At 50.0% G+C, this 15696-nt stretch carries 12 protein-coding genes and 2 pseudogenes; 13 read left to right on the plus strand and 1 reads right to left on the minus strand.

What is annotated here, in order from left to right; genetic code table 11:
* Nucleotides 1-1004: 1004 nt before the first annotated feature.
* Complete coding sequence (locus tag C4J93_RS10635) at nt 1005-2144, minus strand: hypothetical protein (protein WP_124362252.1); 1140 nt, start codon at nt 2142-2144, stop codon at nt 1005-1007.
* Nucleotides 2145-3159: 1015 nt separating this feature from the next.
* Here C4J93_RS10635 and C4J93_RS10640 point away from each other — a divergent pair.
* From C4J93_RS10640 to C4J93_RS10700, 13 genes and pseudogenes are all read left to right on the plus strand, one after another.
* Nucleotides 3160-3927, plus strand: a complete 768-nt coding sequence (locus C4J93_RS10640; RefSeq protein ID WP_164485244.1) for a helix-turn-helix domain-containing protein — start codon at nt 3160-3162, stop codon at nt 3925-3927.
* A gap of 11 nt (nt 3928-3938) precedes the next feature.
* Nucleotides 3939-5564 (plus strand): type III secretion system outer membrane ring subunit SctC, encoded by a 1626-nt coding sequence (sctC, locus tag C4J93_RS10645; RefSeq protein ID WP_124429284.1) that lies wholly within the window; start codon nt 3939-3941, stop codon nt 5562-5564.
* Complete coding sequence (gene sctW, locus C4J93_RS10650) at nt 5564-6724, plus strand: type III secretion system gatekeeper subunit SctW (protein WP_256660165.1); 1161 nt, start codon at nt 5564-5566, stop codon at nt 6722-6724. The genes sctC and sctW overlap by 1 nt, the downstream gene beginning before the upstream one ends.
* Nucleotides 6717-8771 (plus strand): EscV/YscV/HrcV family type III secretion system export apparatus protein, encoded by a 2055-nt coding sequence (locus tag C4J93_RS10655; RefSeq protein WP_124429285.1) that lies wholly within the window; start codon nt 6717-6719, stop codon nt 8769-8771. The genes sctW and C4J93_RS10655 overlap by 8 nt, the downstream gene beginning before the upstream one ends.
* 9 nt (nt 8772-8780) lie before the next feature.
* Nucleotides 8781-9185 carry a hypothetical protein gene (locus tag C4J93_RS10660; protein WP_124362256.1) on the plus strand — a complete coding sequence of 135 codons (405 nt, stop codon included), beginning with the start codon at nt 8781-8783 and terminating at the stop codon, nt 9183-9185.
* Nucleotides 9182-10472 (plus strand): annotated as a pseudogene (sctN, locus tag C4J93_RS10665) (type III secretion system ATPase SctN). The gene C4J93_RS10660 and the pseudogene sctN overlap by 4 nt, the downstream one beginning before the upstream one ends.
* Before the next feature lie 86 nt (nt 10473-10558).
* Nucleotides 10559-11014 carry a hypothetical protein gene (locus tag C4J93_RS10670; protein WP_124362258.1) on the plus strand — a complete coding sequence of 152 codons (456 nt, stop codon included), beginning with the start codon at nt 10559-10561 and terminating at the stop codon, nt 11012-11014.
* Entirely contained in the window at nt 11002-12000 is a 999-nt protein-coding gene (locus tag C4J93_RS10675) for a hypothetical protein (protein ID WP_124362259.1), read from the plus strand. The genes C4J93_RS10670 and C4J93_RS10675 overlap by 13 nt, the downstream gene beginning before the upstream one ends.
* On the plus strand, nt 11997-12914 hold the full coding sequence (locus C4J93_RS10680) for a FliM/FliN family flagellar motor switch protein (RefSeq protein WP_124362260.1): 918 nt from the start codon (nt 11997-11999) through the stop codon (nt 12912-12914). The genes C4J93_RS10675 and C4J93_RS10680 overlap by 4 nt, the downstream gene beginning before the upstream one ends.
* Entirely contained in the window at nt 12904-13575 is a 672-nt protein-coding gene (locus tag C4J93_RS10685) for an EscR/YscR/HrcR family type III secretion system export apparatus protein (RefSeq protein WP_124429286.1), read from the plus strand. Before C4J93_RS10680 ends, C4J93_RS10685 begins: the two co-directional genes overlap by 11 nt.
* 11 nt (nt 13576-13586) lie before the next feature.
* On the plus strand, nt 13587-13850 hold the full coding sequence (locus tag C4J93_RS10690) for an EscS/YscS/HrcS family type III secretion system export apparatus protein (RefSeq protein WP_124362262.1): 264 nt from the start codon (nt 13587-13589) through the stop codon (nt 13848-13850).
* Nucleotides 13851-13853: 3 nt separating this feature from the next.
* A pseudogene (sctT, locus tag C4J93_RS10695) lies at nt 13854-14629 on the plus strand (type III secretion system export apparatus subunit SctT).
* Nucleotides 14630-15661: an EscU/YscU/HrcU family type III secretion system export apparatus switch protein gene (locus C4J93_RS10700; RefSeq protein WP_124362264.1), complete on the plus strand. Its 1032-nt coding sequence runs from the start codon at nt 14630-14632 to the stop codon at nt 15659-15661.
* Nucleotides 15662-15696 lie beyond the last annotated feature (35 nt).

The following is a 15696-nucleotide window of genomic DNA, read 5'->3' on the forward strand; positions in this document are numbered from 1 at the left end:
CCGCTTCAGGATAACGACGTATTTGGCATGGCGTTTGTTCTTCATGAGGTGCGTGTTGGAACCGTGAGGCTTTTGCCAAAATTATCTAATACATAGCGTTTATCGATGAGGTGATAGCTGCGAAGGCCAACGCTATTTCATCGCGGTCGTGTCTATCAATGCGATACGGCGTGCCGGTAATCGCTTTCAGCGCCGAGAGGACCATTGGCATATTCCGGCATATGCTCGGGTCATCTGCAAATGTCTCAGGCGGGTGAGGATGGCCGTAGGATGTCTGCAACCATGGGGATCCCCTGGGCGCATTGATATCGCCCTTGCTGGCGAATATTGGATCTATGGGCAACGCAGTGGTGCGAGCGATTGCCTGTGGCGATGTAATTATTGTGCGCTACATGCCATGTACGTGCTGGCGAGTTTCCTAGTGCTCTTTTTGGGACTGTCTCGCCGTCAAGACGATTGGTTCAGGGGCTGATCACTGCTGGGGATATATGTCCTAGCGATAATCAGGTTTGTGCATCTGCTTGAGCAGGAGGTAGAACGGCCGGTACGAAAAATCACAGCTCCCGTTATCGTAGATGATCAGGTCCCTTTTATTGTTTGGCTAGGGCAAATGCCTGATGTGAGGCTTTGTTTTAGCCTGGCCCGTACCGAATTGAATCTGCTTCAGCAGTTTTTATCCATTGACCTGTTGCAAATATCTCTAAGCTTAAGTCGAGCGGGGAGAGAAGAATATTTGATTTCAGGTATGTGATTTCCTGACGGGTAGGAGCATTTTTATACATGACGTCTAGTTAGTTGGCCAGCCGTTCTCAGTTGAGATATTTTGCCTTCAATCTGAGTCCGGCCTGCCGCAGGAGCGTAATGGGTGAGCGCGAACCAGGCTGACGCTAAACGATCTTAATCCTGTGGTATACAGAGCTCAGACTGCTCAGACCTCGACGTGCAATCATTCGGTTTTGTGAGTGAAGAAGATATGCCTCTTCAACTCCAATTCTAGCGAAGGCTTAACTGGCTAGTTCAGCTCGTTTTTTAATTAGATTGCTTGAGGTCGTGTCAGGTTTGTGATTTGGCACGTTCGGTAAGCTCAGCGCTTCTTGTGAGAATACATTAAATTTGTCGCTTGATTTAATGCCGGAAATGGCGATATTTATTTCTTTAGCCTTAGCAAGCTGCTCCTGCATAGTGTTTTCAATATTTGATTTTAATTTTAGAATTTTATTGTTTGTGAGTTCTAGGATCGTATTGGTATCGGTGATAACTTTATTTGTCATATGTAACAGCTGTATATGATCGATTCTATCAGCGAGTTCGACCGCATTCTCACGTTGGTTTTGTAGTTCAATAATACTCTTTTCAATAAGATTGGCTTTATATGGAATAGACTGCAGCTCCGAAAAATTTGATTTATATGAGTTTACCAGTGGCTGGGTATTGTCACTAACGAGATCTTCCCTGCGTTCGGCAACCGTAATAACTGAGAGCGCTAAAACTTCTCGGTGATCTAGCAGGCTACTTTCCAGAGTCTTGATTTCGGTATTTTTCCTTGACATCTTCCCCTCAAGCGCTGAAATGCTTCTATCGGCATTACCCCAGGCTGGCGACAGTGAGCCCCGCTCACCATACATGTCGATTATGTTGCTTTTAGTTTTTTGATGCGAAGCTATTTTTTGCTTAATAGCATATTTATCCCCATTCAAGTTATTGATTTTTTCTTCTAGTTTAAGGATGTTGGAAAAACCACTACCCAACTCATTCAAAACCCCCCCAACTTCAGCTCTGAATTCAATACCTATATTGTTGTAAAGAATAGAATTTGAAATTTTCTGCACATGCTCATGGTGCCCATTCATCATTTTCTGCAGTCCAGTCAGTTCATTTTTCGCTTGGGTTATTCCTTTGTTGTATATTTCTACAGCGCTAAGTGCATGCGTCTTCGCAAGATTTGTATTGACCTCTTGAGGCATAAACTGCTTCAGTTCAGGGTGCTTTCCAACTTTCCTCGAAAGTAACTTTACGATTTTTTCGGGAATGTTTTGTGTTTCTTTCAGGCCCTCAGCAATACGTAACGTTCTGCCTGAAGAAATGTTGCCTCCCGTTATATTGTGAAACTTGATGCTGATACGATCTGTGACACTTAGCGACATAAATTCCCACTTGTTCGATTCGTTAATTGATGAGCCAGGCAAGTACTAAACTATTTAAATTTCTCCAATATTTCAGTAATAGAGTTAAGTCCATATGCTTGGCTGTGGCGAAGCAGCATTAAATTGTGTTTTGGGGCCTGGGTAGAGTATAAAGTCGCATAGGTCAGTAAATTCCGTCAGGTATTTTCTATTGTGTCAGCCAAAAAACTTAAAGTTGCATAAAGCGATTCAGCTAGCATTGCTCTTGCGTCTAGTTAAACCTCGGTTTTTAATACCTGCATGAATGATGCGTATGAATGAAACCATCCTTGAGGATGTGGGATTTCTAACGCGGTTCAATTTTTGAGTAGTGCCTTCGCTAAGAGTATGAGACGCTTCTCGATTCAGCAAGGAAATTTCTATATAGTGCATGGAGGTTTCTGTGGGCTCGCATGTTCATAGTAGCACAGGTCTGTGCATAATCACACTTTGGAAAATATGACATCTAACTCCTCGTAACATGTGTCCATTCTAATTTTTTATTCGTGTGCGGAAGGGGTGCGATTGTTCTATTGGTGGAATACGTCCGCTGCAGTTGCAGTTGTGATAACTGCTCCCCTGAGACGTCTGCGTTGAAATTTCTCATGGGGCAAGGGAAATTTCCGAAGCGATTATAGGGGTTTCTCGATAGAGCGGCAGGTATTTGCATGCAATAATTAATGAGCTGGCCGATGGTGTATTGTTAACGTTGCTTATGGCCGCCGTCAGGAGCAACAAGGTGAAAGCTGCCTCTACGGTTAGAGAGCGGTCGAGCAATGATTTAGTAATCTCTTAATTATGTGTTCAGGTTCCCCGGGGAAGAATTGTTTCGTATCTTGCGGATGGGGTGGGGGCAGGTTTCAGTGATGGACGAGCTGGCTAGATCATCATACTTTTTTGGTGTCATCATAATCTACTCAAGTTTTATTGCTGATTAATAAGTATGCTTATGTTTGCTTATGTTTGCTTATGTTTGCTTAGGTTGATGGGTATCAATATGTCTATATATGAAGGTTCTTCCGTACGTACGGGAAGCTCATGGCCTACAGATTTCGCATCGGTCAAAGATGGGCTTTTTGCTTGGCGTTTGACTGTCGGGACTGAAGACATATCCCTAATCAATGTTTCATCTGAGGACGCATGCCAAGAGCACTACAATTTTTCCGCCGGGTGGCACGGCTTGCTGGTCGGCACCGGGTTTGAGGTGATTTGCGGTGCAGGCCATGTGCAGTCTGTGAGCCTCGCTACGTTGGCTCGATTGCAGTTGTTCATTGATCAGTCGGGAGTGCTGCCTGGCGAAGATGTAATTACATCGCAGTCGTTTAATTCTATTGCCCTGGAAATTACCAACTGGCAATCAGATATTGAGTCTTGGTACCTAGAGCAAGGTTGGTGTGCTTCGCACAGTTATTTGCGGTTGGCGGCCTACCTGCGCCGAACGGAGGCCTATGGCTTGGTCAGCTTTTTATGGGGTAGTGGCACCGGTGCCGAAAAGTTGCACAGTTTGGCCAAGCGTTATGGGGTGTCAGTGCCTCATTTTCGCCGCTTATGCCGTCGAGTTATTGGGAAAACCACCAAAACCCAATTGCGTGATTGGCGTCTTGCCCGTGCATTAATGGATTTGACAGAAGGTAAACATACGCTTGTCGAGATTGCTTTGAATCACGGCTTTTCTTCTTCCGCACATTTTTCTCGGGAAATGAGTGAGCTGCTTGGGGTGTCACCGCGAGGCTTGTCTGATATCACCAAGTTGGCAGCTAAATGAACAGTGTTATAATGAAGTTACATACTAGATTAGGCTTGGGGTTTTTGTTTTTTCTAACCTCGGTTACCAGTGTATATGCCGCTGACGGGTACGTTGCGCGGCAAGATAATTTGCGAACCTTTTTTGAGGCCTTCTCAGGCGAGCTGGGGAAGCCGGTGGTCGTGAGTAAAGGCGCTGCACGCCGAACAATTACCGGAGAGTTCGTATTCAAGCAGCCTGAGGTTTTGCTAGGAAAGCTGTCTCGACAAATGGGCTTGGTCTGGTATGACGATGGTCAATCGATCTATTTGTATGAGGCCTCTGAGGCAAAGAGAGCGGTTGTTTCCTTGCATAATATAACAGTGACGAAGCTCAATGCTTTTCTGCGACGTTCTGGCCTGGATGATGCGCGGTTCCCTTTACGCAGCGATGGTCTACGTACTTTTTATATTTCCGGGCCACCCATTTACGTAGATTTGATTAGCCAAGCTGCCAAGCTGATGGATGAGAACAGCTCGGATCTTGAACTGGGGCGACAGCGTATTGGCGTGATTCGTCTGCAGAATACATTCGTCGGCGACCGCTCGTATGCGCTGCGTGACAACAATGTGGTCATTCCCGGTATGGCAACCGTTATTGAGGGTTTGTTGCGTAATGAGCAGCGGGCGGTTGAGGGGGTGGATTCGACCCGACCGGGCTCAACAAAGCTGTCGGATTTTACGCTGAAGGAGCTGGCAGAGAAAGCTCCGCAAGACGCGAGCGAACTGCCCCGTATTATTCCAAGGGAACTAGCGGCCGGGAATATTCGTGTCATGGCTTATCCAGATAATAACAGCCTTTTGGTCAAGGGCTTGCCTGAACAAGTGCGCTTTATAGAAAATCTTGTAGGGGCCCTAGATGAAGAGAAACGCCATGTTGAACTTGCGTTGTGGATTATTGATCTGCAAAAAGAAGATCTTGATCAGTTAGGCGTGAGCTGGCAGGGCTCGGCAAACTTAGGTGGGAATATCTCTGTTTCCCTAAATGGAGGTTCCCTCAGTACCCTAGATGGTCAGAGCTTCGTCGCATCGGTGCTTGCACTGGAGCGAAAAGACCGGGCTCGTGTGGTTTCACGTCCCGTGTTACTTACCCAGGAAAATACGCCGGCCATCTTTGATAATAATCGTACGTTCTATACGCAGCTGATCGGTGAACGCAGTGTGGAGCTGCAGCACATAACGTACGGTACCTTGGTCAGCGTGTTGCCACGGTTCTCTGCTGATAATCAGATCGAAATGTCGTTGAGTATTGAAGACGGCAATGAAGTTAAGCAGGCAGAAAACGGAACCCAAGGTGCTATTTTACCTACAGTAGGGCGCACCCATATTAGTACAGTGGCGCGTGTGCCTGCTGGTAAAAGCCTGTTGGTGGGTGGTTACACTCGAGACGAGAGCGGTGAGCAAATAGGGCGGATCCCTGTGCTCGGTTCTATTCCGTTTATTGGGCGCTTGTTTAGTTATCGGCAGTCCCGGCAAACGAATACTGTTCGGGTCTTTTTGATCGAACCGAAGGAAATCACTTCCCCTCTTGAATCACATGGAGATGTGCTGACTGGGACAGCGAACTCCGGGCGTTGGGGTGCAGAGGATGCCAAGCTTCTGAAGGCGTTAGGCCGCTGATGGTTACCTCTATACCCTCGGCCGGGCGCTCTCCTCAGCATCAACAGCAACTGCATATCAAGCGAGAAAGTCGAGAAGCGAAAGCGCAACAGTCTCAGGCAGCGGCCGAGAATGGAGCTGATTCCCAGATTGAGGACACCTCGCCAGGCGCGCAACTGCAAAAATTTATGCAGAGCGTTGATGAGCTTTCAACAGGGATGCGCAGTTTGTTGAATCGTCGTCGCTTTGAGAGCAAAGGAGAAAGTCTTAGCGATAGTTTTGAGCGTGTACTCGAAGAAGACCTTCTTCCGAGGGTCCAACAGATTTTAAGTATTGCCAAATCGGGCGGGCAGTCGCTTGAACTATTGCTTCAAAAAGCACGTAGCCTGTTCGCTGATGACAGCGACCTGGCGCTGGTTCTGAGTGAATTATTGCGGCGTCGAAATCTGGATAAGGCTCAGCGCAAACAGCTTGAGCAGATGCTGGAAACATTGGTGGCCCAAGCGCCGCCCAAGCGTCTGCGGGCGGGTATCAATTGCGCGTTGAAGGCAAAACTGTTTGGCAAGGCAATGGCTCTCAAGCCGGGTTTTTTGCGCCAAAGCTACCGTGAGTTTCTTGAAAATGAACATGGGCCAGTCTTGGACTATGAAAATTGGATCGCGCTGTATGGTTATACGCAGCGTACCATCGTGCTGGATTTTATCGAGGCGGCGCTGCTAACCGATATAGATGCTCAGGAACCGAGCTGTTCTAAAACTGAGTTTGGCGAGCTACTGAAGAAGCTGAATCAGCTCAAATGCCTACGCTCGGCTGATCTTCTATTCGTGGGACGGATGCTCGGAGACGAAATAACCAGGCGTTACAACGGCTGCGAGTCTGACTGGTTGCTGTTCCTTATTGGCTTGTTGCAGGCGCCCGAAGAGTTGGACGAATTGCTGTATGGAGTGCTAGGGGAGGCGGTGATTCTGGCTGAACCGCATCAACGCGCGGCTTTACTGGGGGCGGTGCGACGCGGATGTTCTCTTTTGCCGCCAGCATTATACGAGGATGACGAGATACCTGGTTTGCTGCAAGAGCGGTTTGAGGTCTTGATGAGCATCGCTTTTGAAACGGAAGTCTTAGCCCGGCGGCGCTGCTGCCCGAAAGTTTATAACGTGGAAGCACTACGCTCTTATGTTTAATTCTTTGCTACGCAATATTCAGTCGCGTCCGGAATTGTTGATCCTGACATTGATGATCATGATCATCGCCATGTTGATCATTCCACTGCCAACACCGTTGGTGGACTTTCTAATTGGCTTGAATATCGTCATTTCCATTTTGGTGTTCATGGGTTCTTTCTATATTGAGAGGATTCTTAATTACTCGACATTCCCTTCGTTGCTGTTGATTACAACCTTGTTTCGCTTGGCGTTGTCCATCAGCACCAGTCGCTTGATTCTCACGCAGGCTGACGCAGGCGATATCGTTGCGTCGTTCGGCCAGTTTGTGATTGGCGACAGCCTAGTGGTGGGGTTCGTCATTTTCTCAATTGTGACGGTGGTGCAGTTCATCGTCATTACAAAGGGTTCGGAGCGGGTTGCAGAGGTTGCAGCGCGGTTTTCCCTTGATGCGATGCCTGGCAAGCAAATGAGTATCGACGGCGATCTTAAGGCCGGGGCAATCACCTCTGACGAGGCGAGCGAACGAAGAAGTGTGCTGGAGCGTGAAAGTCAGCTGTATGGCTCATTTGACGGCGCCATGAAGTTTATCAAAGGCGATGCTATCGCCGGGATAATCATCATTTTCGTCAACTTCATCGGCGGTATCGCCGTCGGTATGGCGCAGCTGGGGATGGACCTTTCAACCGCGCTTTCGACATTCACCATGCTGACCATCGGCGATGGATTAGTCGCCCAAATACCGGCTTTGCTCATCGCTATCAGCGCTGGCTTTATTGTGACCCGCGTCAATGGTGATGATGCGAATCTAGGTCGAAACATTGTTGCCCAGGTACTTGGCCATCCATTTGTGATCGGCGTAACTGCGGTGTTGGCCCTGGCTGTAGGCTTGCTTCCTGGTTTCCCTACACTGACATTTGCCGTACTGGCACTGGCGCTGGGGTTATTACTTTTTTTCCGTCACAGGGCTACGCTCAAGGCGCAGACCGGTATCTCATCCGATTCGGGTACGGCAGAGGGTAGTGCCAGAGAGGAAGGTGCACTGGGTTTGATCGAAGATTTGGAAGCCACTGCGAGTGAAACCGTTCCTCTTATTCTCTTGGTCGCACCGACGCAAATAGAAGACTTGCGCGTGCACCGCCTTGGAGAGCGCATACGTAGCCAGTTCTTTATCGATTATGGAGTGCGTATCCCCGACTTGAGCCTGCGAAGTGTCGAAAATATGCCCGTTGACCAGGTATGTGTACTGATCAACGAGGTGCGCGCAGATCAGTTCGATATTCATTTTGAGCGGTTGCGCGTCCTTAACCATTCTGATGAGCTTGAAGGTCTGGGGCTGGACCTTACGGTGGGTCAGGACAGTAATAAGCAGGTCTCGATTTGGGCGGGGATGGAAGACAAGACACGTCTCGTCGCGCTGGGTTACGACCTGAGGCCTGCCTACGATGAAACCTATCATTGCCTGGTTGCGCTTTTGGCGCGCAACGTCAACGAGTTCTTTGGCGTGCAGGAAACCAAGACATTACTTGACCAGTTAGAAGCTAAATATCCCGACTTGCTCAAGGAAGTCTATCGGCATGCCAGCGTGCAGAAAATCGCTGAAATCCTACAGCGTTTGCTCTCTGAGCGTATTTCAGTACGCAATATGAAGCTCATTTTGGAAAGCATCGCCCACTGGGCCTCTCGAGAAAAAGATGTATTGACGTTAGTGGAACACGTACGTGGGGCATTAGCGCGTTACATCAGTAATAAATTTACCGTGCAGGGTAAGTTGCGGGCCCTGATGTTATCGGCAGACTTTGAGGATGTAGTGCGTAAGGGCATTCGGCAAACGTCAAATGGTTCTTTTCTAAACTTGGAGCCCACCGACAGTGATGGATTGTTGGATCGCCTAGTGCTGTCCATGGATCGAGTTAAAATTCCGCACAAGGATATGGTGATTCTCTGTTCTGTCGACGTGCGTCGCTATATTAAGCGTCTTGTTGAAGCGCGTTATCGGGAATTAGATGTTATGTCCTTTGGTGAAATTTCCGACAGTGTGTCGGTTGATGTTCTACAACAGATATAAGGATAAGTCATGAATTTAGATATTGGTGTGCTCGTACGAGGAGCGTTGGAACATAGTGGCTGTACTGGGGGCCAGATCGGTAATTTTGATGGTTACTCTACTATTGCCTTGGAGCTGGACGGGCTGCCGAGCGTTTATATTGGTTCAGAAAATAATGACTTTTGGATCTGGTCTGAACTGGGTGAGTTTTCTGCTTCCCAGATATCCTACTGTTCGGATGCGCTGCTGACTGAGTTGATGCGTGCTTGCGACTATGCGCGTCCTCGGCAGGCACAGCTGCTGAATCTTGATGGTGTGTTGGAACTGCGAGTATTGCTCGGTGAGATGGCATTGGGCGATCCCCAACATATGGCCGCGGCGCTCGATCAATTCCTAGAAAGTCTTACAAATTGCAGTGAAGCTCTTCGTCGGTGAAGCGTAGCACAATACTGCGCTGCGGCGCTCATCCACAACGAGCCGCGGGGCCGATCCTAGAGGCGCGTTTACGCAATGTGGTTATTGGCGAGCTCTGTGAGGTGCGGCGACACTGGTTGGATGAGACGTCCGTCGCTAAGGCGCAAGTCATAGGCTTTCGCGCGGATACGGTTTTACTGAGCCTGTTGGGTGAAGCGCGAGGTTTATCCCGCGAATCCATCTTATTGCCCACGGGGGGGGCGCCCAGCTCAATTGCAGCGCGCAATTATTGGGCACGGTCATTGATGCCAGTGGTCAAGTTGTCGAACGTCTGTCGGAGCCGGCAAGCGGCAGGGAGAGCGTGCTTCTACCACTGGACGCTGACCCTCCGCCTTACTTTCAGCGCCGATCAGTGCGTGAACCGCTGATAACCGGCATACGCACGATCGATGGCGTTTTAACCTGCGGTGTCGGGCAACGCGTGGGCATTTTTGCATCCGCCGGTTCGGGTAAGACTTCCTTGATGAATATGTTAATTGAACATTGTCAGGCGGATGTCTTCGTCATCGGTTTGATCGGCGAGCGAGGTCGTGAAGTGACGGAGTTTGTCGAGGCATTGCGCCTTTCACCCAAGCGCAGTCGCTGCATAGTCGTTTATGCAACCTCTGATCAAGCATCCGTTGATCGCTGTAATGCTGCGCTGCTGGCAACCACCGTTGCCGAATACTTTCGCGATCAAGGGGGAGGGTAGTGTTGTTCCAAGACTCCATGACACGTTATGCCAGGGCACGGCGAGACCTGGCACTGGCGGCGGGTGAGGCACCCGCTCGGCGGGGTTATCCAGCCTCTGTATTCGATTGTTTACCGCGCCTGCTGGAACGGCCAGGCGTAACAGAGAGCGGTAGCATCACGGCCTTTTGCACGGTACTGCTGGAAAGCGATGACGAACCTGATCCTATTGCTGAGGAGATCCGCTCTATCCTCGACGGTCATATCTACCTCAGCCGTACACTTGCGGAAAAAGGCCAGTACCCCGCGATCGATTTATTACGCAGTGCCAGTCGGGTTGCGGCTCAAGTTACTGATACAGACCATCAGCGCTTGGCAGCGAAATTGCGGGAGATGCTCGGGCGTCTTGACGATCTGCAGATACTGATCGATCTAGGCGAGTACAAGCCTGGGCTCGATGCTAAAAATGATTTCGTCATGGACCGTTCGGAGGCAATACGCGAATGGTTGTCCCAACCTATGGCTGAAGAGTGTGCGTGGAGCGAGACACTGGATAGTTTGCAATGCTTGGTGAGTTGATTTTCCCCAATCAATATCCAATCAAGACTTAAAGCGGCTTGACCCCCCAGTATTAGCTGCCGAGAAAGGCGGATACAGGAGCAGCTGTGAGCCATATTCATGGTATGACCCGCTTGCTGCGAGGTGTGGCGCAGCGCCAACGGCGCCACGAGGCCAACATGGCTCGGATTAGTGAGCGCATAACGCGTCTTTCAAGGCAAGTAGATGAAATGGATGAGCGTGTATGTAGTTTGAAGGCGTTATTAGCTTCTCATGATCCGAGCTCAAAACGGCTGGACAGGGGAGAGCTGTTCGAGGTCCAGCGCCGCCAAGCAGTTATTCGTCGCCAGATGCATGTGCTCGCCTTAGAGCGTTCTCGGTTGCTGGCCGATAAGCAGATAGTAGAACCGGAACTGGCCAACGCCCGTGAAGCGTACCTAGTGTGTGTGAAAAAGCAGCAGAAATACCAACATCGGCTGGTGCAACTTAAGCGTGCGCGTAGGCTCGCCGCATTGTGCCGTGATGAACTAGAACAGGAGGAGCTAACCCCATGGGCGAAGTAAATATCCCCCCGTCCCCCAGCATTAAAGTGGTCCCACTGTCTGTTGAGGGTGACGCTATTGCGGATCAGCTCGACCAAGCTCTAGAGTTCGCAGTTAGGGAGGATGACTTGATAAAAGACCAAGTTGATCAACTGCCGGAAACATTGAGAGCGCTGTTGGCGCATGTCCCTGTTGTCTTCGCGGGCGGCGACCAAAATATGCTGGATAAGGCGCAAAAAGTACAGGTGAGTGTCGATGTACAAAAGAGTCCATTGAGCTCGATAAAAGCACCGGCAAATACGCAAGCACTGGAATCAGATGTTCACCACTCAAAGTTCGCAGTAGATTCGTTCCAACAGGTGGAGAGCCCAGCGCCGCGCTTGAAGTTTCATCGGCCAGCGCTTGAACGTTTTGTAGAGGCGGGCGCTGCCGCCTCTAAGGTGAAAAGGATCGCCGTGGAAAAGCCAGTACATGAGCGAGTTTCGGCAGCGATACCAGTAATGAATGGCCCCGTGGAACGGGCATCGGGTGACCAGGTGGTTATTCACCAAGGCCTCGACGTCTGGAGCTTAGCCACAGCGCAAACCGCGACTAATGACACCCCATCACAACCTGAGCTTGTCCAGTCGATCCCTGCTGCGCGGTCAGGCGCTTACTTGAGTATTGGAAGTACTCCCTCCGAAATCGTCGGGCCTCAGCCGCGTACGCAGCTCCCAGGGGAGCAGCGCATACAAACGGAAGCTGCACCGATCGAAGGGGGGAGCAAACTCGTTTATGAGTTCAACTCTCCAAAAGCGTTTGGCCAAGTGGTGGTGCAACGACAGGAGCATGATTCCGGCATGCGGCTACAGATCAGTAGCAATGATCCAGGGCTTCATCGTGAGCTATTACACCACTTTCCGGCGGCGCGTGAGCCCTCCTGGCGATTGACTCAGGATCAAGGCCAGGGCGGAGGAAACGGGCATCGCTACGAAGAAGAAGAGTCGGCCGAGGAGCAAAGCGGATGAGACAATTGTCCTTGCGTCGTTACGATCCGAAAGAGCGCAACGACGAGCGTCTACTTGCACTTTGGGGTTCTGCTGGTAATGAGTTGAAGGCCGCTTCACTGTGCTCTGCTACGCAGTATTTGCATTTCGAGGCCGAGGCGCTGCAAGGCCGCTGGCGTGGTCTGTTGGAACCCCGTGAATGGCTGGCTGCGGCAGTACCTGGCCTCGCAGGCTATGCGCCGCAGGGGGTAACTAACGAACGTATTGTTGAATTATTTGCTGCATCGCCCCAACCGCTGGACTTGCCGTTTAATGAGTTGGCGATTAAACGTGTTATTTCGTGCGAGATACAAAGAGGAGCGGACTACGGCGTTAAAAAATTACCCAGTATACAGACCCCATTTGGTCAACTTTGGTTATCGGCCTTGCCTGAGATATTCACACCGATGAATAACTCGCTTGAGCACAGACTAACGAAATTATCTTTTCCTATAAGTGTGGTACTTGGCTATACCGACGTGAGTATGCCTATCCTGCGTCGATTGGCTAAGGGCGGCGTACTGTTACTGGCCGATAAGGCGCAATACTTCATCATGGCGGGCCGTCGCCTTGGCCACTTTGATCTAACCGGAGAGGGAATACAGGTGCACACGCTCGAAAAGACACATGAAAAAAACAGGCTTAATCCGGTCGTTGATCTGGGGCATTTACCGGTGCGCCTGGAGTTTGTGCTGCAAGAAAGCGTACTTGACCTCAGCGAGCTGAAAGCACTGAACGAAGGAGGGATTCTGCCCCTCGTGCCAGGTGCTGAGCGGAGTGTTGAGCTGCGAGCCAATGGCCTTCGCTTGGCGCGAGGAGAATTAGTTCAACTCGATGGCAGCCTGGGCGTTGAGTTAATGGAGTTGTTTATTGAAGGTAACGAGCATGTCGAATGACATCTCAATGATTGCACTGCTGTCGTTCGCGACACTGTTGCCATTTCTGATTGCGTCAGGAACCTGCTATATAAAGTTTTCGATCGTTTTCGTCATGCTGCGTAACGCCTTAGGGTTGCAACAAGTACCCTCAAATATGACATTGAACGGCGTTGCGTTGCTGCTCTCGTTTTTCGTAATGATGCCAGTGGTGCAGTCAGCTTATAGCTATTACCAGGAGCACCCGGTTAGTTTCAACAGCGTCGACGCAGTCGTCGAGTTCACCGATACCGGTCTGCAGGAATACCGTGCCTATTTGGAAAAATACACCGATCCTGAGTTAACGCAATTTTTTGAACGCGCCCAGCTTGAGCGAGAGGATCGAGTAGAGAGAGAGCAAGGTTATGCCGACGCCGAGGCGCCGCGTGCCTCTTTATTTTCGTTGTTGCCAGCTTATGCGCTAAGCGAAATAAAAAGTGCCTTTAAAATCGGATTTTATTTGTATCTTCCCTTTGTCATTGTCGATCTTGTAATTTCAAGTATCTTGCTGGCGTTGGGGATGATGATGATGAGTCCGGTAATTATATCGGTCCCGATAAAGCTCATTCTATTCGTTGCATTGGATGGCTGGACCCTGCTTTCCACAGGGCTGATTGGTCAATATCTTGAATTGACTTTTTAGGGAGACGCCCAATGAACGATTTGGTGTTTGTCGGGAACAAAACGCTTTATTTGATCCTCATGCTTTCTGCCCCTCCCGTGATTGCCGCGACGGTGGTGGGGTTGCTGGTTGGTTTGTTCCAGACAGTGACCCAGTTGCAAGAACAGACGCTCCCCTTCGGTTTCAAATTGCTGACGGTCAGTTTATGTATGTTTATGTTGTCTGGCTGGTACGGGCAAACGTTGCTTAACTTTTCTCGTGAAGCGTTCCGCTTGGCGTTGCGCCATACAGGTTAATGTATGGTATTGCCCTTATTCTTCGATTTACATCTCTGGTTGGCCGGGGCGGCCCTTGGGTTTGCACGATTGGCCCCGGTGTTTTTCATGCTGCCATTCCTCAATAGCGGTGTGCTATCCGGTGTGGCTCGTAACGCTGTAATTGTGCTGGTGGCATTTGCGCTTTGGCCGTATTCCGCTGCTGAGTTGCCGGCCATGGATAGCTTGCACTACATGGGGTTGATGCTGCGTGAGGCAGGCGTCGGCGTGCTCCTCGGCTGCTTACTTTGCTGGCCGTTCTGGGCATTGCATGCCCTCGGTTGTCTGATTGATAACCAGCGCGGGGCCATGCTGAGCAGTACTGTAGACCCCGCTAATGGTGTGGATACCTCAGAACTGGCGAACTTCTTCAATTTATTTGCAGCGGCGGTTTACCTTGAAGGTGGCGGCTTGCTGCTGATGGTTGAAACGTTGAAAGCAAGTTATCACCTCTGCGATCCTTTGGGGCATGCCTGCCTGGCCTCCCGCCTGTATTAGGAATGCTTGACGGCTTGGTCACCCGTAGCCTGTTATTGAGTGCACCCGTCGTAACCGTACTATTGCTCAGTGAAGTCGTGCTCGGCTTGTTGTCGCGTTTTGCACCTCAGATGAACGCTTTCTCAGTGTCGCTGACGATTAAAGGCAGTATCGCACTATTGATGGTTCTGTTGTATTTCGGTGCTTACTTGCCAGATGAAATTCTCCGACTCGCTCATAATTCACTTGGGTTTGCTTCTTGGATAGACGCGGGAGTCGATTAAATGTCTGCGTCTTCAAAAACCGAGAAGCCCACAGCAAAACGCCTACGGGACGCCGCAAAGCGCGGCCAGACATTTAAGTCCAAAGACTTGGTGACTACCTGTTTGATGCTGTGCGGCATTACCTTTTTAGTGGGCAGCGTATCGTTGCTGGAATTAATGGCGCTCTACCGGCGCTATATTCAAAGCGGTTTCAGCCTGGCCCCATCGGTCTATATAACGGACCTTGCTTTACACGCGTTTAAAGTTGTGGCGCCTATCATACTAGTTTGCTTGCTTGCGTCCGGCCTGCCGAGTTTATTGCTCAGTGGGTTCCAGTTAGCCTCCGAAGCGCTGAAGTTGAACCTGGGGGCCCTCAACCCAGTAAATGGTTTTAAAAAGCTATTCAGCCTGCGTACCGTCAAGGAAGCGATTAAATCGCTGTTATACCTCATCAGCTTTGTTGTCGCGGTAAGCGTTACTTGGCAGGTTGTACGTGATCGGATTTTTTCGCTCGTCTACGCGCCCCTTGGAGGGCTATTTGCTATATGGGGCAGTCTCTTACTTTCATTGATGCTTATATGGCTTGCCTGCATTGTACTGATCGTACTGCTGGATATGTTGATCGAATATTTCCTGTTCATCAAGGAACATCGAATGGATAAGCAGTCGGTAAAGAATGAGCATAAGGAGCAAGAAGGCAGCCCTGAAACGAAAGGTCGGCGCCGCGAACTGCATCGAGAGTTACTGTCCGAGCAGATCAAATCAGATATACGCAACTCCAAGGTAGTCATTGCTAATCCTACCCATATTGCGGTGGGTATTTATATGAACCCAGAAGTACTGCCCATTCCTTTTATCTCCGTGATGGAAACCAATCAGCGAGCCTTGGCGGTGCGTCGTTACGCTGAAAAAGTGGGGGTGCCAGTGGTGGCTGATGTGGCGTTGGCGCGGCGTATCTTCAAAACGCACACGCGTTACAGCCTGATCAAACTGGACGAGGTCGAGCAAGTGCTGCGGCTGTTGCTGTGGCTTGAGCAGGTGGAAAACGCCTGAGCCCTCCGTATGAGTGATTTGTGAATGAACCAAAA

Source organism: Pseudomonas sp. R2-37-08W (genome assembly GCF_003851705.1).
Lineage (GTDB): Bacteria > Pseudomonadota > Gammaproteobacteria > Pseudomonadales > Pseudomonadaceae > Aquipseudomonas.